The 16,434-nt window shown below is 66.7% G+C and carries 16 protein-coding genes; 5 read left to right on the top strand and 11 right to left on the bottom strand.

The features are described 5' to 3' along the window. The first annotated feature begins 301 nt into the window (after positions 1–301). Positions 302–1,177: a glutathione-dependent disulfide-bond oxidoreductase gene (yghU, locus tag BA190_RS11340; protein WP_068286378.1), complete on the top strand. Its 876-nt coding sequence runs from the start codon at positions 302–304 to the stop codon at positions 1,175–1,177. Between the two features lie 217 nt (positions 1,178–1,394). Here yghU and BA190_RS11335 read toward each other — a convergent pair whose 3' ends face one another. The 8 genes from BA190_RS11335 to BA190_RS11300 all read right to left on the bottom strand — a co-directional run bounded on the left by BA190_RS11335 (position 1,395) and on the right by BA190_RS11300 (position 9,959). Beyond that, positions 1,395–2,300 carry a S1C family serine protease gene (locus tag BA190_RS11335; protein WP_068286375.1) on the bottom strand — a complete coding sequence of 302 codons (906 nt, stop codon included), beginning with the start codon at positions 2,298–2,300 and terminating at the stop codon, positions 1,395–1,397. Positions 2,301–2,466: 166 nt separating this feature from the next. Next, positions 2,467–3,138 (bottom strand): spermidine synthase, encoded by a 672-nt coding sequence (locus tag BA190_RS11330; protein ID WP_068286480.1) that lies wholly within the window; start codon positions 3,136–3,138, stop codon positions 2,467–2,469. 162 nt (positions 3,139–3,300) lie between these two features. Continuing rightward, positions 3,301–5,025, bottom strand: coding sequence for a biotin carboxylase N-terminal domain-containing protein (locus BA190_RS11325; protein WP_068286477.1), 1,725 nt, complete (start codon positions 5,023–5,025; stop codon positions 3,301–3,303). A gap of 5 nt (positions 5,026–5,030) precedes the next feature. Beyond that, entirely contained in the window at positions 5,031–6,638 is a 1,608-nt protein-coding gene (locus BA190_RS11320; RefSeq protein WP_068286372.1) for an urea amidolyase family protein, read from the bottom strand. Further along, the gene (locus BA190_RS11315) at positions 6,638–7,414 is read right to left on the bottom strand and encodes a LamB/YcsF family protein (RefSeq protein ID WP_068286369.1); all 777 of its coding nucleotides are present in this window, start codon (positions 7,412–7,414) and stop codon (positions 6,638–6,640) included. Before BA190_RS11315 ends, BA190_RS11320 begins: the two co-directional genes overlap by 1 nt. Positions 7,415–7,461: 47 nt before the next feature. Continuing rightward, positions 7,462–8,145 carry a pyroglutamyl-peptidase I gene (gene pcp, locus BA190_RS11310; RefSeq protein WP_068286366.1) on the bottom strand — a complete coding sequence of 228 codons (684 nt, stop codon included), beginning with the start codon at positions 8,143–8,145 and terminating at the stop codon, positions 7,462–7,464. Positions 8,146–8,269: 124 nt separating this feature from the next. After that, positions 8,270–9,223 (bottom strand): DUF979 domain-containing protein, encoded by a 954-nt coding sequence (locus BA190_RS11305; RefSeq protein WP_068286363.1) that lies wholly within the window; start codon positions 9,221–9,223, stop codon positions 8,270–8,272. A 1-nt stretch (position 9,224) separates the two neighbouring features. Then, on the bottom strand, positions 9,225–9,959 hold the full coding sequence (locus BA190_RS11300; protein ID WP_068286359.1) for a DUF969 domain-containing protein: 735 nt from the start codon (positions 9,957–9,959) through the stop codon (positions 9,225–9,227). A 420-nt stretch (positions 9,960–10,379) separates the two neighbouring features. Between BA190_RS11300 and BA190_RS11295 the strand changes: the two genes are divergently transcribed. After that, positions 10,380–11,075 carry a GntR family transcriptional regulator gene (locus BA190_RS11295; RefSeq protein ID WP_068286356.1) on the top strand — a complete coding sequence of 232 codons (696 nt, stop codon included), beginning with the start codon at positions 10,380–10,382 and terminating at the stop codon, positions 11,073–11,075. A 25-nt stretch (positions 11,076–11,100) separates the two neighbouring features. On the opposite strand, the gene BA190_RS11290 is transcribed toward BA190_RS11295, so the two are convergent. Together BA190_RS11290 and BA190_RS11285 are read right to left on the bottom strand one after the other, a co-directional pair. Next, positions 11,101–11,415, bottom strand: a complete 315-nt coding sequence (locus tag BA190_RS11290; RefSeq protein WP_068286353.1) for a DUF6665 family protein — start codon at positions 11,413–11,415, stop codon at positions 11,101–11,103. A gap of 82 nt (positions 11,416–11,497) precedes the next feature. Beyond that, positions 11,498–13,150: an FAD-binding dehydrogenase gene (locus tag BA190_RS11285; protein WP_068286351.1), complete on the bottom strand. Its 1,653-nt coding sequence runs from the start codon at positions 13,148–13,150 to the stop codon at positions 11,498–11,500. 194 nt (positions 13,151–13,344) lie between these two features. Here BA190_RS11285 and BA190_RS11280 point away from each other — a divergent pair, with 194 nt between their 5' ends. Genes BA190_RS11280 through BA190_RS11270 form a run of 3 tightly spaced genes read left to right on the top strand, consistent with a single transcriptional unit; the run spans position 13,345 to position 15,099 of the window. Then, the gene (locus BA190_RS11280; protein WP_068286348.1) at positions 13,345–13,932 is read left to right on the top strand and encodes a hypothetical protein; all 588 of its coding nucleotides are present in this window, start codon (positions 13,345–13,347) and stop codon (positions 13,930–13,932) included. Continuing rightward, positions 13,929–14,492 carry a hypothetical protein gene (locus BA190_RS11275; protein ID WP_068286345.1) on the top strand — a complete coding sequence of 188 codons (564 nt, stop codon included), beginning with the start codon at positions 13,929–13,931 and terminating at the stop codon, positions 14,490–14,492. Before BA190_RS11280 ends, BA190_RS11275 begins: the two co-directional genes overlap by 4 nt. Beyond that, positions 14,479–15,099, top strand: coding sequence for a hypothetical protein (locus BA190_RS11270; RefSeq protein WP_068286342.1), 621 nt, complete (start codon positions 14,479–14,481; stop codon positions 15,097–15,099). The genes BA190_RS11275 and BA190_RS11270 overlap by 14 nt, the downstream gene beginning before the upstream one ends. On the opposite strand, the gene BA190_RS11265 is transcribed toward BA190_RS11270, so the two are convergent. Further along, complete coding sequence (locus BA190_RS11265; protein ID WP_082979655.1) at positions 15,074–16,339, bottom strand: hypothetical protein; 1,266 nt, start codon at positions 16,337–16,339, stop codon at positions 15,074–15,076. The two genes, BA190_RS11270 and BA190_RS11265, sit on opposite strands and share 26 nt — an antisense overlap. Between the last annotated feature and the right edge of the window lie 95 nt (positions 16,340–16,434).

Genomic DNA, 16,434 nt, shown 5'->3' with positions numbered 1-16,434 from the left:
CCGTCGATACGGAGGAAAGGGAAAAGCGGCGCAAACCCGGACCTTCCGCGGAGCTCAGCCGAGCCCGCACGCGGAAGCCGGGACGATAATTCGGGCTATGCGCAGCATATATGTCATGCGGGCGTGAATAGCAGGCTCTGCGCGCGGGATAAAGCGGTGAGGGGAGGAGAGGTCGGGATTTTCTGGGGCAGTGCCACCTGTCTTGCCCTAGCATGAGCTTCCGCCTCACCCTATCTGCCATGAAGGCAGCCCCTGTACTCGCTGGCCCTTTCACTGATAGGCTCTGACCTGGAGTTCGAGAATGACCGGTTCGTCCGACTACACGCCCCCGAAGATCTGGACCTGGAACAAGGCGAATGGCGGTGCGTTCGCCAATATCAACCGGCCGATCGCCGGCCCCACCCACGACAAGGAGCTGCCGGTCGGCCGCCATCCCCTCCAGCTCTATTCGCTGGGCACGCCGAACGGCGTCAAGGTCACCATCATGCTGGAGGAATTGCTGGCTCAAGGCCACAAGGGCGCCGAATATGATGCCTGGCTGATCGAGATCGGCAAGGGCGACCAGTTCGGCTCAGGCTTCGTCGACGTCAATCCGAACTCCAAGATTCCGGCCTTACTCGACCGCAGCGGCCCCGAACCGATCCGGGTGTTCGAATCCGGCTCGATCCTGTTCTATCTCGCCGAGAAGTTCGGCGAGTTCCTGCCGAAGGACCCGGCCACCCGCGCCGAATGCATGTCCTGGCTGTTCTGGCAGATGGGGAGCGCGCCCTATCTCGGCGGCGGCTTCGGCCATTTCTACGCCTATGCGCCGACCAAGATCGAATATGCCATCGACCGTTTCGCCATGGAGGTGAAGCGTCAGCTCGACGTGCTCGACCGCCGCCTGGACGAAGTCGAGTATCTGGCCGGCAGCGACTACACCATTGCCGACATGGCCGTCTGGCCCTGGTATGGCGGCCTTGCCAGGGGCTGGCAGTATGGCGCGGCAGAGTTCCTGCAGGTCGAGGACTACAAGAATGTCCAGCGCTGGGCCGAGGCGATCTTCCAGCGGCCGGCCGTGCAGCGCGGGCGCATGGTCAACCGCACCTCGGGCGAGCCGTCGAGCCAATTGCGCGAGCGCCATGACGCCAGCGATTTCGAGACCAGGACGCAGGACAAGCTGGAGGCCGCGAGCTGATGGTCATCCCGGACGCGCTGCAGCACGTAGTGATGCGGCGCGGATCCGGGGCGGCGAGCAGGATGAAGCATAATACCAACGGCGGCGATGTTTGACCCGTGTGTCATTGCGAGCGCAGCGAAGCAATCCAGGAGCCGTGGCCGCTACGTTTTCCAGCACTGGGTTGCTTCGCTGCGCTCGCAATGACGATGCAGATCCGGGACGACCTTTTGTCTCGTCACTGCAAAGGCGGCTTGCGCAGGAAGGCGTTGCGATCGGCCGATTTGACGCGCAGCCAGCTCTCCCGGCCATCGCGCAGGACCCGCATCGGCACCTCGACGCCGGCCGGGCCGCCGCTCCACACCTTGCGATAGAAATCGGCGAGGCCCCGGACTTCCTCGTTGCGGATGTCGGAGATGATGTCGCCCGCCTTCAACCCCGCCTTGGCGGCCGGTGATCCCTTGGCCACGCTGGCGACCACGACCTTGCCGTTGCTTTCGGCCGAGAAGGCACCGAGCCAGGGGCGCGGTGGCTGGTCGACCTGGCCCCGTGTCAGGAGATCGTCGAGAATGGGGGGCAGGAGGTCGATGGGCACGACCATGTTGATGTCGAAATCCTCGCCGCCGCGTTCCATCTGCAGGAGCAGGGATCCGATGCCGAGAAGCCTGCCGTCTTCGCCGACCAGGGCCGCGCCTCCCCAGCCGGGGTGGGCAGGCGCGATGAAGATCGCCTCGTCGAGCAGATATTCCCAATAGCCGGCGAATTCCTGCTTGGCCACGATACGGGCGTCGACATGACGCCCCGCACCGTCGACGAACACCGCCTCGTCCCCGACAGCCGCCTTGCCGGAGCTGCCGAGCCCCAGCGCCGGCAGGCCGAGCCGGCCGAGCGCCTGTACCAGGCCGAAGCCCGTCGCCTGGTCATAGGCCACGACATGGGCGGGAACCACACGCCCATCCTGGGTGGTCAGCCAGATCTCGTCGGCTTCGGTAACGAGATAGCCGATGGTGAGCACCAGCCCGTCATCGCGGATGACCACCCCGCTGCCCTCCCGCTCGGTGCCGAGCGCGGTTGCGGTGAAGGCGTCCTGTGGAATCTTGGCACGCACGGCCACGACCGAGCGCATGATCGAACGAAGTGTCATGGCATTCATCTTGGTGAAGAGCGTCCGCGGCGAGGCAGGATGCGCAATACCCGGGAAGCGGGCAAGAAAGATCTTCTAGAGTTATGCAGCCGGGCGGCGTGCTGCAAGGGCATAGGAGGCAAGAGCGGCGATCGTGGAGTGGACCCGGCCGTCGGCCGGATCGCAGTCAGCTTTTCTTGGCAAACCAGATCACATGCCGGGCGCCGCTTCGCCCCTTGTTGGCCCGGACGCGGACCTCGTCCACCGCAAAGCCTGCCTGGCGTAGCCGCCTGTCGAAGGCCGAAGAGGGGCCTTGCGACCATACTGCCAGCAGGCCGCCCGCCGTCAGCGCTCCCCGGGCAGCCGCGAGGCCTTCCAGGCTGTAGAGGCGGTCATTGCCGGCATGGGTCAGCCCTTCGGGGCCGTTATCGACGTCGAGCAGGATCGCATCGAAGCGGTGCCCGGCGCGGATCACGCCGTTGACATCGCCGAGCTCGATGCTGACGCGTCGATCATCGAGGCTGCCCGCGAAGATCTCGGCCATCGGTCCCCGGGCCCAGGTCACGACGGCTGGCACCAGTTCGGCGACCACGATCTCGGCATCGTCCGGGAAACTTGCCAGCGCGGCGCGCAAAGTGAAGCCCATGCCGAGGCCACCGATCAGGATGCGAGGGTGCCTGCGCGCCGCCAGGCGCTCGGCGGCCAGCGTTGCCAGCGCTTCTTCCGAGCCGCTCAGCCTGCTGTTCATCAATTCGTTGCTGCCGAGCATGATCGAGAATTCGCTACCGCGCTGCTTGAGGCGCAACTCGCCGCCGCCGTGGGGGATCGTCGCAGTCTCGAGGTGCTTCCAGGGGATCACGGCGGGCTCATAGGCGGGAGGCGATGGCAAGCGTCTAGCAGAACGTGGCGACAATTCCAGTTTCTATCGGCGGGTCCACTAGAAACCGGCGCAACAAGCCTTCTCCCGCAAGGGGAGAAGGCTGGTCGCGCTCATTCTTGCGAGTATGGCGTGTCGTCGCTCCTATCCGATGCGCGCCATCACCATGCCGGCCGTCACGGTGGTGCCGGCTTCGATCTCCTGCGCCAGCTTCCCGGCCCGGTGGGCCTTGATTTGCATTTCCATCTTCATCGCTTCCATCACGGCGACGACATCGCCCTCCGCGACTTCGGCGCCGTCTTCCGCCTGCCAGGAGCGCAGCGTGCCGGCCATCGGCGCGATGACCGCATCGGGGTGGGCCTCTGCTGGGGCTGCTGCGGACGGCGCCGCGGATGGTGCGGCCTGCAGCCCACCCAGCAGGGCGGCGGGCAGGCCGAGGGTGACACGCCGGCCATCGATCTCGACCGCGGTACGGAACAGTGTCGCTGCCGGCAGCGGTTCGGGCCGTGTGGCGGCAGCGAGGGTGGCGGCAAAGTCGGTCTCGATCCAGCGAGTGTGGACCTTGAAATCCTGCTCGCCGGTAAAGTCGGTGTGGCCGATCACCGTGCGATGGAAAGGCAGCACCGAGGCGACCCCCTCGATGCGGAATTCGGCGAGGGCCCGCCGGGCACGCGCAATGGCCTCGCGCCGCGTCGCGCCGGTGACGATGAGCTTGGCCATCAGGGAATCGAAGCTGCCGGGAATGGTCGAGCCGGCGGCGACGCCGCTATCCAGGCGGATACCGGGGCCGGAGGGCGGCTCGAAGGCGGTGATGAGGCCGGGGGTCGGCAGGAAGCCGCGCCCGACATCCTCGGCATTGATGCGGAACTCCAGGGCGTGGCCTCGTGGCGCTGGTGTCTCGGTGATGCCGAGGGAATGGCCATCGGCGACGCGCAACTGCTCGACCACCAGATCGATGCCGGCGGTCTCCTCCGTCACCGGATGCTCCACCTGCAGGCGGGTATTGACCTCCAGGAAGGAGATCGCGCCCGAGGCGCTCAAGAGGAACTCCACCGTGCCGGCGCTGACATAGCCGGCCTTGGCGCAGATATCGCGCGCGGCCTGGTGGATGCGGGCGCGCTGCTCGTCGCTCAGGAAGGGGGCCGGGGCTTCTTCCACCAGCTTCTGGTTGCGGCGCTGCAGCGAGCAGTCTCGGGTGCCGAGCACCACGACATGGCCATGGCGATCGGCGATCACCTGCGCCTCGATATGGCGGGGGCGGTCGAGATATTGCTCGACGAAGCATTCGCCGCGCCCGAAGGCGGTGACCGCCTCGCGCACGGCCGAGTCATAGAGTTCGGCGACCTCGTCCATGCGCCAGGCGACCTTCAGCCCGCGCCCGCCGCCGCCGAAGGCGGCCTTGATGGCGATCGGCAGGCCATGCTGCTCGGCAAAGGCGAGGACTTCGTCGGGGCCACTCACCGGATCGGCGGTGCCGGCAACCAAGGGGGCGCCGACCGCCAAGGCGAGCTTACGAGCCTGCACCTTGTCTCCCAATTGCTCGATGGCCGATGGCGGCGGGCCGATCCAGGTCAGGCCGGCATCGATCACGGCCTGGGCAAAGGCGGCGCGTTCGGAGAGGAAGCCATAGCCCGGATGCACGGCGTCGGCGCCGCTGCGGCGGGCGATGGCGATGAGCTTGTCGATGTCGAGATAGGTTTCGGCCGGCTTGTCGCCACCCAAGCCATAGGCCTCGTCCGCCATGCGGGCATGCAGGGAGTCGATGTCGGCATCGGCGTAGACGGCGACGGAGGCGACGCCATAGTCGGCGCAGGCCCGTATCACGCGCACGGCAATCTCGCCCCGGTTGGCGATCAGGACCTTCTTGATGGGCATTATAGTCCCCCTGGAAACTGGGTGATCGGCCGGAAACGGATCTGCGCTCCGATGGGAATCTGGCCGGCGCGATCGAGATGGTACGGGGCGACGGCGGCGATGACGGGATAACCGCCGGTCAACGGATGATCGGCGAGGAACAGTACCGGCTGCCCCGACGGCGGTACCTGGATCGAGCCCTGGATCGTGCCTTCGCTCGGCAGTTCCTTGCCTTCGCTTGCCGGCGCGCGCTTCAGCGCCCGCTCGCCGGCGAGGCGGATGCCGATGCGGTTGGACTGGGGCGTCACCGACCAGGATTGGCTCTCAAAGTTCTCGAGAGCCTGTTTGGAGAGCCAGTCGGAGCGCGGACCCATGACGACGTCGAGAATGACGGGGTCACCCGGCTTCGGTAGCGTGGGTGGGATGTCCGGCAGCCCCGTCACAGCGCCGGGCGGCGGCGCGAGCCCGGACAGGCGATCGCCGACCGCAATGGCCGGCGGCCCGATCTGGGCCAGCGTGTCGGTGGCGGCGCTGCCAAGTACCGGGGCAACGGCGAAGCCGCCGCGCACGGTGAGGTAGGAGCGCATGCCGGCCTGGGGCTCCCCGAAATGCAGCCTGTCGCCGGCAGTGAGTGCGATGGCGGCGTAGCGCGGCACCAGGTAGGCAGACCCTCCGGCGGTCGTCAGGGTGAGCGGTCCCTCGGCGCCGGTGACGGCGACCACAGTCTCGCCGAGGCACAGGAGTTCGCAACCGCCATAGGCGATCTCGATGCCTGGCAATGGGCTGGGGTTGCCGACCAGCCGGTTGGCGCTGCGCAGGGCAGCGCGGTCCATCGCGCCGGAAACGCTGACGCCCTGCCGCGCCTGGCCGGGGCGGCCCAGATCCTGGAACAGCATCTGGGGACTTGGCTTGACGACGTCGAAGAGCGGGATGGAAGAAGGGATGCCCTCATCCTGGCCTTGTGCCAGCCGGGGGAGGGAAGCGCTGGCGTCGCGTTTCCGCGTCTGATCCTTCCTGCCGCTGGCTTCGACGAAACGTACGCGGTCGCCGGGCTGCAGCAGAGCGGGGCGCTCGCGTGCAAGGTCCCACATCGGCAGGTCCGTCACGCCGATGATCTGCCAGCCACCGGGGCTGGCCTGCGGGTAGACGGCGCTGAAATGCCCGGCAAGACCCACGGAACCTGCGGCCAGGCGTGGACGCGGCGTGGCGCGCCGGGGCAGGTCGAAGCTCGGATGGCCGCCGCTGAGATAGGCAAAGCCCGGCGCGAAGCCGGTAAAGGCCACGGTGTATTCGCTGCCGGTATGGCGCCGGATCACCTCCTCGACCGGAATTTCGAGGAGATCGGCAACCTCGGCAAGATCCTCCCCATCATAACGGACCGGGATCTCGATCAGGGTGCCGCTCTGCTCGACCTTGGCATCGAGGCGACGCCGGCTGATGGCGCTGATCAGCTCTCCTTGTGCGATGGCGGCCGGACGAAAGCGCACCAGCAGGGTCCTGGCCGCCGGCACGATGTCCTCGATGCCGGCGATGGGCTCGGTGCGCAGGGAGGCCTGCAGGGCCAGGGTTTGCGGCAGGTCGGGTAACTCCACCATGAGGGCATCGAGATTGACCGGCAGGAAGCGCATCAAGGCTCTCCGTCCGCTGGCGTCATGAAGGAGCGCACGGCCACCCCCGAGCATTCCAGCAAGGCACGGATCTCGCGGGCCATGGCGACGGCACCGGGGCTGTCGCCATGGACGCAGATCGAATCCGCTTCGATGCGGACTGCGCTGCCGTCGATGGCGGGAACCGTGCCTTCGGTGACGAGGCGCAGCATGCGTGCCGCCACCTCTTTGGGATCGTGCAGCACCGCGCCGGGCTCGCGGCGAGACACCAGCGAGCCGTCGGGCATATAGCCCCTGTCCGCAAAGGCCTCGGCGACCACGGTGAGGCCGGCGGCCCAGGCCCAGCCGATCAGGGGAGAGCCGGCCAGCGCTACCAAAGTGAGCCCCGGATCGATCTGCCGGATCCCCTCGATGATGGCCTCGGCCTGCCGCCGGTCGTTGGCTATGGTGTTGTAGAGGGCGCCATGCGGCTTGACGTAGGACACGCGGGTGCCGGCGGCGATGGCCAGGCCCTTGAGCGCGCCGATCTGGTAGATGGTGTCGGCGATCAGGTCCTCGCCGGCGACATCCATGTTGCGCCGTCCGAAGCCGCCGAGATCGGGGTAGGCGATATGCGCGCCGACGGTAACGCCCTTGGCCGTGGCGGCCCGCAGCGTGGCGAGGATGCCGGTGGGATCGCCGGCGTGAAAGCCGCAGGCGACATTGGCGCTGGAGACGATGGCGAGCATCGCCTCGTCGTCGCCCATGCGCCAGGCGCCGAAGCTCTCGCCGAGATCGCTGTTGAGATCGATATTCATGGCACGAAGCTCCCGATGACGTCACGCCGCCCGGCTTGCCTGGCGGCTCAATGGATCTGCCCACCGCTCTCCCGTACGTCGTCCTGGACGGTGAGGGCGGTGCGCGTGAGGTACCTGATCGCCTCCACCTGCGTCGCCAGCGCCAGGCTCGGCAGCCCGGACCGGCGCGCGGCATGCTCGGGCAGGCAGGGCATATGGACGAAGCCGCCCCTCGTGCCGGCAAGTGGGCGGTGCGTCGCCAGCCGATGCATCAGGGCGAAGAAGACATGGTTGCACACGAAGGTGCCGGCTGTGTTGGAGAGCGAGGCCGGGAGGCCCGCCGACCTGAGGTCGCGCACGATCGCCTTGACCGGCAGCGAGGAGAAATAGGCAGCCGGCGCCCCCGATATCACTGGGATATCGATCGGCTGGCGGCCGTCATTGTCGGCAATGCGCGCATCGTCGAGATTGATCGCCACGCGCTCTGGCGTGATCTCGGCGCGCCCGCTCGCCTGTCCGAGGCTGATGACGAGGCGAGGCCGCCATTGCCTCAGGGCCTCGTCCAAGCGCTCGATGGCGGCCCCGAACACGCAGGGCAATTGCACCGCGCGGACCAGGGCACCCTCGCAGATCCAGCCATCCAACGCCCGGGCAACCTCCCAGGAAGCGTTGGTCTCATCGTTTTCGAACGCTTCGAAGCCGGTGATCAACACGGTTGGCGGCGTCTGGTCTGGCGGCTTTTTGGGGCTCATGACTGCTTTCCGCAAAGGATGTCCTGGAGTGCTTTGCGATTTGACGGAATCGCCTGGAATCGCAAAGACGCGTCGAAACAAGGAGTTAGAGTAAATAAGCGTTCATACTTGAACGCGTTTTGCTCTAGAGAGGCATCAGGACATAGAGCAGTACGACATTGGCGGCGAGCAGCGCCAGCGCCGTCGGAATCTGGGCGCGGATCACCGCATTCTTGTCGATCTCCAGCAGAGCGGCCGGCACGATGTTGAAATTGGCAGCCATGGGGGTCATCAGCGTACCGCAATAACCCGACAGCATGCCAACGGCGGCGATCACCGCTGGATTGCCGTGATAGACGCCGATCAGGACCGGCACGGCGACACCGCCCGTCATCACCGGAAAGGCGGCAAAGCCATTGCCCATGATCACGGTGAACAGCGCCATGCCGACGACATAGAGAGCGACCGCCACCAGGCGAAGGTCCATGTTGACATAGCTGGTGGTGAGGTGGGCGACTGCCTTGCCGACACCGGCATCGGAAAAGACCAGGCCGAGCATGCCCAGCATCTGCGGCAGGACCAGGGCCCAGCCGAGTGCATCGGTGAGACGGCGGGATTCGCGCAGGCCCTGGACGGGTGTTTCGCGCGTCAGCCAGCAGGCGAGGACGAGCGCAACGATGCAGGCGATGCCGAGGGCGAGCAGGGTGGTGTTCTTGGGATCGAACAGCGGCGTGCCGCCGATGGCGGCGTAGTGGCCCGACAGCGTGATCACCATGGTCAGCAGCGGAATGGCAAGCGCCGGTACGAACAGCTTGTTGCCGAGCCGTTTTGCACTGGCCACCGCTGCGGCGACGCTGGGAATGTCGTGGCGGCCGGCACCGACCCCGCCGAGCCCGGCAATCAGCGCCAGCACGACGACGCCCACGCCGACCACGGCCGGCGGCAGGAAGTCCCCGATCAGAAAGGCCAGTGCATAGAGGCCCCAGAACAGCGCGCTGCTGAAGCGCTTGGGATGGTTGCGGTCGGCCAGGGTCATCACGGCGGTGACGGCCAGGATCGCCCCGACGAGATAGAACAGGTGTGAAAGGGAGAGGATCATGTCAGCCCTCCGACTGCACTTCAGGCCGCAGGCCGGCATCGGACGGAGCCTCGGCTAGATCGCGGGCAATGGCCGCATCGAGGCGTGACAGCCGGAAGGCATGGATGGCAAAGGCCGTCAGCGCCGTCGGGATGCCCCACAAGGCAACATGAAGCGGCTCGACCTCGACGCCGGCCTCCCGGAGGAATGTCGTCATCAGGACGATCGCGCCGAAGGCGACGAAGATGTCCTCGCCGAAGAACAGGCCGACATTGTCGGTGGCAGCGGCAAAGGCCCTGAGCTTATGGCGGACCCGCTCGGTGAGCGAGCCATGCCGGACTTCGGCCGCGCCTTCCGCCATGGGGGCGATCAATGGGCGCACCATCTGGGGATGCCCGCCGAGGCTGGTCAGGCCCACCGCTGCCGTCAGCTGTCGGGCGGCGAGATAGACGATGAGCAGGCGGCCCGATGTCGCCGAACGGATCCTGCTGATCCACGCCTGGGCATGCTGGCGCAGGCCATGGCGTTCGAGCAGGCCGACCACGGCGAGCGGCAGCAGCAGGATCACCGCCAGATTGCGCGTCTTCAGGAAGCCGGTGCCGATGGCGGAGAGAACCTGCAGCGGCGGGAAGCTCGCGGCGAGGGCCGTGCCGATGGCGGCAACGATCACGACGAGCATGGGATTGAAGCGCAGGACGAAGCCCGCGACGATGATGGCCACGCCGATCAGGGGCCATAGGCTGATGTCACTAGGCACGGTGTTCGCTCCCCGGGGACATTGGATGGTCTGGATACGTGATCGGCTCTTGTAGGGTAATATTGCCCGATCCACCGGCAATATCATCGAAATTGATGCCTTGATCAAGGACTTTGATTGAACGTATATAAATTATTGTTCAACAATATGATGATGCTTTCCGAACGATCGGAACGCGGGACCTTAGGCGATGCCTTTTGACCGGGTCCTGTCCGCGTGGCAGCCGGGTTTCCGCCCTTCAGGCGCGGACGTGGCCTGCCCGGCAGCACGCCTTCTTTTCAGCCCAGGCCGTTTGTCGCCGTGAGACCCTAGGGGCTTCGTTGTGAATCCCGAGGATTGCCCTACAATCCGGCTCGTCGTCATGGACAGATGGAATGGCTACGTTGAGTGAAGATTGGACAATGGCACGAGGCACCGCCCATGACGCAACCGGGTGATCCCCGTCCGGCCTCATCCGTCCTGACGCTCGGCGAGCGTGTGGCCGAGCAATTGCGACGCAAGATCACGCAGGGCGAATTCGGCCCCGGACAGCGCCTGTCGGAGCAGGCGCTCAGCGACGATCTGGCCATTTCCCGCAACACGCTGCGCGAGGTCTTCCGGGTGCTGACCAAGGACGGCCTGCTCAGGCACGTTCCCAATCGCGGCGTGTTCGTGGCGGTGCCGAGCATCGCCTCGATCATCGACATCTATCGCGTCCGGCGCCTGATCGAATGCCAGGCCCTCGCCCAGGCCTATCCGCGCCATCCTGCCAAGAAGCGCATGCGCGATGCGTTCGAGGAAGCCCTGCGCTGCCGGACGGTGGAGGATTGGCCCGGGGTGGGCACGGCCAACATGGCCTTTCATATGGCCGTGGTGGAACTGGCCGACAGCGAAAGGCTGAATCTGCTCTTCGCCCAGGTTCTGGCGGAGCTGCGGCTCGCCTTCGGCATGCTGCAGGATGCCGAATTCCTGCACGCTCCCTTCGTCGACAGGAACCTTGCCATTCTCGAACTGGCCGAAGCGGGGCAGTTCGACAGGGCGGCCGCCTTGCTCGGTGACTATCTCATCCATTCCGAACGCCTGGTCCTTGCGGTCTATGCGCGGCGCATGGCGGATGGCAGCATTGGGGAATTGTAGGGCGTCCGCTTCTCGATGGACCGTGTCAGCGCTTGACGCCCAGCCTGACCAGCACTTCGGGCGGGATCCTGAGCTCGCGGATGACACCGCCATGGGAAGCCATGCCCATCAGCTCTCGCTGGATGAAATAGCCATAGACCGCGTCGACGGCGTCGGCCAGCAGGCGGGAGCGGGCGGGGTCCTCGGGTGCCGCCGCGTGCAGGGCGGCCATGGCCTGGCCGGCGGCCTCACCCGCCCGTTCCAGCGAGGCGGCCTTCTCCACGCGGATCTCGGCGCCGAGGACGTCGAGGGCCGAGCGGGCGGTGGCAGGGGAGAAATTCTGGGGCAGGCGGACGCTCATGCCGACATACTGCCGCTGGCTGGAACGCTTGTCGATATCGTCTTGGCGAGAAGCCTGCGCTCGTAGTGGCTGCGGGTCGCGGCTACAGTGCTGCAGCCGCCGCCCGTCCGGCTTGCCGCCCGCTGAACAGGCAACCGCCGAGAAAGGAACCTTCCAGCGCCCGATAGCCATGCATGCCGCCGCCGCCGAAGCCGGCGGCTTCGCCAACGGCATAGAGGCCGGGCAGGGGAGCAAGGTCCCCGCCGAAGACCCGGCCGTCGAGATCGGTTTCCAGGCCGCCCAGCGTCTTGCGCGTGAGGATGTTGAGCTTGACTGCGATCAGCGGGCCATGGGCGTGATCGAGCAAGGCGTGCGGCCGCGCGGTACGGATCAGCCGGTCACCGAGATAATGGCGGGCATTGCGGATGGCCATGATCTGACCGTCCTTCCCGAAGCGGTTGGCGAGGTCGCGGTCGCGTGCCTCGATCAACTGCCGTATCGCGGCGGGGTCGAGCAGGGGCTCCTGCGTCAGGGCGTTCATGCCGGCGACGAGACGTTCCAGGTCGTCGGCCACCACGAAATCGGCGCCATGCTGCTTGAAGGCTTCCACCGGCCCGGTCGCCCGCCGGCCGATGGCGCGACGCAGCGTCAATTTCCAGTTGCGGCCGGTGAGGTCCGGGTTCTGCTCCGAGCCCGAGAGCGCGAATTCCTTGCGGATGATGCTCTGGGTCAGGATGAACCAGCTATGGTCGAAGCCGGTAGCGCGCAGGTGAGCCAGCGTTCCCAGCGTGTCGAAGCCCGGATAGAGCGGGCCGGGAAGGCGATTGCCGCGCGCGTCGAGCCAGAGCGGGGAGGGGCCAGGGAGGATGCGGATGCCGTGGCCGGGCCAGATCGGATCCCAGTTCCTGAGGCCTTCGACATAGTGCCACATGCGGTCGCGATTGATCAGTCGCGCTCCCGCCTGTGCCGCAATGGTGAGCATGCGCCCGTCGACATAGGCTGGGACGCCGGTGACCATCGTCTCCGGCGGCTGGCCGAGCCGCCGCGGCCAATGGCGGCGTACCAGCTCGAGGTCGCCGCCGATGCCGCCGCTGGCGATGATCGTCACCGGCGCAGTCAGGGAAAAGTGACCCACCACCTCGCGCGAGGTGGCGGCCCCACGTGGCGCGTTGCTGGGCGCGAGCAGGCTGCCTTCCACGCCGGCGATCGCCCCACCCGCATGGATCAAGCCGTCGACGCGGTGGCGAAACCGCAGCGCGAGCCTGCCTTCCGCCTCGGCGGCCAGGGCGCGCCGTTCGAACGGCTCGACCACGCCCGGACCCGTGCCCCAGGTGAGATGGAAGCGCGGTACCGAATTGCCCGGGCCGCCGGCACTGCCGCCACCCCGCTCGGCCCAGCCGACGACGGGGAAGATCCGATGCCCCATCGCGCGCAGCCAGGCGCGTTTCTCGCCCGCGGCGAAGGCGAGATAGGCCTCGGCCCAGCGCCGGGGCCAGTAATCCTCCTCGCGGTCGAAACCGGCCGTGCCGAGCCAATCCTGCAAGGCGAGCTCGAAACTGTCCTTGATGCCAAGGCGACGCTGCTCGGGGCTGTCGACCAGGAAGAGGCCGCCAAGCGACCAGAAGGCCTGGCCTCCCAGATTCTGGCGAGGCTCCTGGTCGAGCAGGATGACCCGCTTGCCCGCGGCAGTGAGCTCGGTGGCCGCGACCAGTCCGGCCAGGCCCGCCCCTACGACAATGGCATCCGCGTCGGCCATGGCCTCTCCCGCGACTCGCGATGTCAGGCATCATGCAATGAATGCCCCGGCGGCAGAAGCCGGTGAATGTGACGATCGCGACACGGGCATGATGCTGAAATTGCACGTGGGTGCGATGTTGTCCGCGCCTGCGGCATCTTGCCCGGGCGGCATTCAGCGACTAAGTCGGTTTGATGGTCGATGCGAATGGGACATTGTCGAAGCTGCGCGCAGGATTTTCGCGCCAGAGCCTCAAGACGAAGGTGCTGACCGGCATCGGCGGGTTCGCAGCCGCCGCGATTTCGCTGGGGGTCTCGCTCTATCAACTGCGCAATTCCGAGCAAGTGCCGGACAGGACGGCCGGGCAGACGATCGAGGCGGGGCGCTGGCTCGTCACGCCGAATGCAGCCGCCCTGGCCGCGGTGCTGCCGGATGGCCGCCCGATCAAGGCTGGCCGCCGCGCGGTGGTGCTCGAACTCACGCTTGCCAACCGTACCGAGCGCACCTCCAATGCCGTTGCCGGCATCCTGAAGCTCACCAATGTTGCCGGCGCGGAGGGGCCTGATTTCTACCTCGTCCGAGACAGGGAGCGGCTGATGGCGCTGCAGCCCCGCCTGCCGGAGCGCCTGCAGGCCGTCTGGATCCTGCCGGCCGATGCCGCCTTGCCCAAGACGCTGGAGCTCACCGTCGCCGGTGCGACCTTCAAGCCGAAGGACAATCTCTACGGCGCCCCAGGCTGGTTCAATCCGCATGATGTCGCCCGCGTCAGCGTGCCCCTCGATGCCACCGGGAGCCCGGGATGAAGAAGGCCGCCATCACCGTGGTGATCGTCCTGACCGGCATCGCCCTGCTGGCGCTGCTGCGCTGGACGACACCCGGCTATGCCGTCCTCACCGGGCCGATCGAGACGGCAGGCAGACAGGGAACACCCGCTCAAACTGCCGAGTTCAGCCTGAAAGTCGACAAGCTCATTCTTTCGGAACTGCTGGTCTTCCAGCGCTACGGCAGGAAGGTCGAACGCGGCACCGGCGGCGTCTGGGCCGTGGTCACGGCGGATGCGTCCGCCACCAATCGCACACTCGTGCTGGCGGGCATTTCGCTCCGCGGGGCCAGCGGCCGGACCTATATGCAGAGTTCCCGGGTGGACGGCATGGCCCAACTGCTGTCGGGCAAGGAGTTGCAGCCAGGCCTGCATCAGCCGGGCCTCTTCATATTCGAGCTGCCGGCCGACGAACTCGCAGGTGCGGAATTGGTCGTTTCGCGGGAGGCCTTTCCGCGGCTCACGGCCCAGCTCGCCATCTCCCTGAACGAAGGTTCCGCCATCCGTCGCACCGTCCTGGAGATCGGCCGTGACCCCCTCTGAGCAGGCACTCCAGGAAAGCCGTTCCGCCTCGCGCTGGTTTTGGCGCAGCCTGATCGCGATACCCGTGCTCCTGCTGGCCGTCTTTGTGTTCGGTGCCCGGGTCGACATCATGGACTATGTCGCCTCGCACGAATTGCGCATCACCACGGTCAAGCCCAGCGGGGCTGCCCCCTATGCGCATGCCGACTGGTCGCTTGTTTCCGCCCGGTTCGCCGATAGCGGCGAGGGTACGCGCCTGCCCTTGCCGAAGGATCGCAGGCTTCTCATCGTCCGTCTCAAGGCGGTGCCCGAGGAGAAGATCGTCGACGAGGCGCAGCGGCAGGCCATATGGCTGGGCTGCAGCCTGACCCTGCTCGATGGCCGGGGGCAGCGCTGGAGCCCGTTGTCCTTCGTGTTGTCCCGCGACATCAGCCGCGCGCTGGAGCCCACGGCGACGCCCGTGGCGGGGTGCTTCGAGGCCGCCCGTTCCATCGGCCTCGATGGCCAGCCGACGCTGGTCGAGGAGAAGTTCCTGCTTCCGGCCGAGATTGCTTCGGACCTTTCCGTGCGGCTTTCCTTCCGTTCGGCCCTGCCGGATGCCCTCAGCTTCCCGCTGGAACCGCGCTGATCGGCCGGCGCGCATTGCGCCATTGCCGGCCCTGGGCAAAGCCCGTTTCCAGCCCGGCGGCGAGCAGGGTGATCTTCAGCGGCATGATCAGCGCGCCGCTGCCGGGTGCGCTCGGGCTGCCCAGCAGGATGGAGAGGCCGTGGGCGATGATCTGCCACAGGCCGATCTCGTGTGGACCGATCAGGCGCGTGGCGCCGTACCAGGCCCAGGCCGAGCCCCAGTCCAGGATTCGGAAGGCGACGAGAACGGCGGCGACGAGGGCAAGGCCCGTGCCGAAAGTCAGGCCGACACCCTCCGCCAGCGCGCGATAGCGCCTGGCCGTACCGGCCACGAAATGGGTGAGAAAATCGCGCAGGAACTTGGGAAGCCCGTCCCAGCGTGCGATCGCCCTGCTCCAGCGGCCCTGTGCGGAAGCTCCCGTCCGCCCGATGTCATAGCCGTAGACCAGTGCTGCCAGGGTCAGCCAGACAGCGGGGTAGAGCGCATAGGAGAACAGGGCCGACAGCATGTCCCACCAGGAGGCAGACGCGGCCTCGACGGGCGGATCGACGCTTGCCGCGCGAGCGGCCGATAACAGCGAGGGGTTCAGGAATTCCGGCAGACGGGCAATCCAGGCCATGATCTTGTCATGCCAGGCCTGCAGCACATAGAGCGCGATAAAGGCCCAATTGGCTTCACACACCACGATCAGGAAAGGCCAGAGCACGCGCTTGGAGCGCTTGTGCATATATTTGGCACCGAGCCTCACCAGCCAGGCAATCGCCACCAGCAACAACAGCAGCCCGCCGCCGCTGACTTCGAGAATGCGGGCATTCTCGCCAAAGGGAGTCAGATCGAGGGCAAGCTTGGAATATTCACGTATCGTATCGCTGAGGAAACCCCAGGCCGCATAGAAGGCGAAGAACGGCACCAGGGCCAGTGACAGGGCCATGGTGAAGCCGGCAGGCCCGCCCTCCCGAGGTTGGCTCTCCGGTGATTCGGCCGCCCTTGCCGCCGCCTGCAGGGAAGGCAATCCAGGCCGGACGAGTTCGAACAAGGCGACGATCACCACCAGCTTGACCAGAACCACCAGCGTAAGCGTCGAGAGGCCAGCCAGGCGATTGAGGAAGCCGATGCGCACGGCGATCTCGGTCAGCACGCCCTCGGCCAGTATGCCGATCAGCCAGATTGCCATCAATTGCGGCCAATGGCGCCAGAGCAGGACCATCCAGGTGGAAAGGAGACGGGTGAACGCCGACAATGTGCTGGAGGCCTTCTGCTGGTGGCAGCGCGGTTGCGGCGCCGGATTTCGGTGCGAACCATAGCAATCGAAAGTAGGATGGGCCAGTTGAGAGG

The sequence above is a fragment of the Labrys sp. WJW genome (assembly GCF_001676615.1).
GTDB classification, from domain to species: domain Bacteria; phylum Pseudomonadota; class Alphaproteobacteria; order Rhizobiales; family Labraceae; genus Labrys; species Labrys sedimenti.
This window is presented reverse-complemented; position numbering and strand designations above follow the sequence as displayed.

Coding starts and splice junctions, on each gene's coding strand:
- yghU (WP_068286378.1), top strand. CDS start 302: ATGACCGGTTCGTCCGACTACACGCCCCCGAAGATCTGGACCTGGAAC.
- BA190_RS11335 (WP_068286375.1), bottom strand. CDS start 2,300: ATGACACTTCGTTCGATCATGCGCTCGGTCGTGGCCGTGCGTGCCAAG.
- BA190_RS11320 (WP_068286372.1), bottom strand. CDS start 6,638: ATGCGCTTCCTGCCGGTCAATCTCGATGCCCTCATGGTGGAGTTACCC.
- BA190_RS11315 (WP_068286369.1), bottom strand. CDS start 7,414: ATGAATATCGATCTCAACAGCGATCTCGGCGAGAGCTTCGGCGCCTGG.
- pcp (WP_068286366.1), bottom strand. CDS start 8,145: ATGAGCCCCAAAAAGCCGCCAGACCAGACGCCGCCAACCGTGTTGATC.
- BA190_RS11305 (WP_068286363.1), bottom strand. CDS start 9,223: ATGATCCTCTCCCTTTCACACCTGTTCTATCTCGTCGGGGCGATCCTG.
- BA190_RS11295 (WP_068286356.1), top strand. CDS start 10,380: ATGACGCAACCGGGTGATCCCCGTCCGGCCTCATCCGTCCTGACGCTC.
- BA190_RS11290 (WP_068286353.1), bottom strand. CDS start 11,415: ATGAGCGTCCGCCTGCCCCAGAATTTCTCCCCTGCCACCGCCCGCTCG.
- BA190_RS11285 (WP_068286351.1), bottom strand. CDS start 13,150: ATGGCCGACGCGGATGCCATTGTCGTAGGGGCGGGCCTGGCCGGACTG.
- BA190_RS11275 (WP_068286345.1), top strand. CDS start 13,929: ATGAAGAAGGCCGCCATCACCGTGGTGATCGTCCTGACCGGCATCGCC.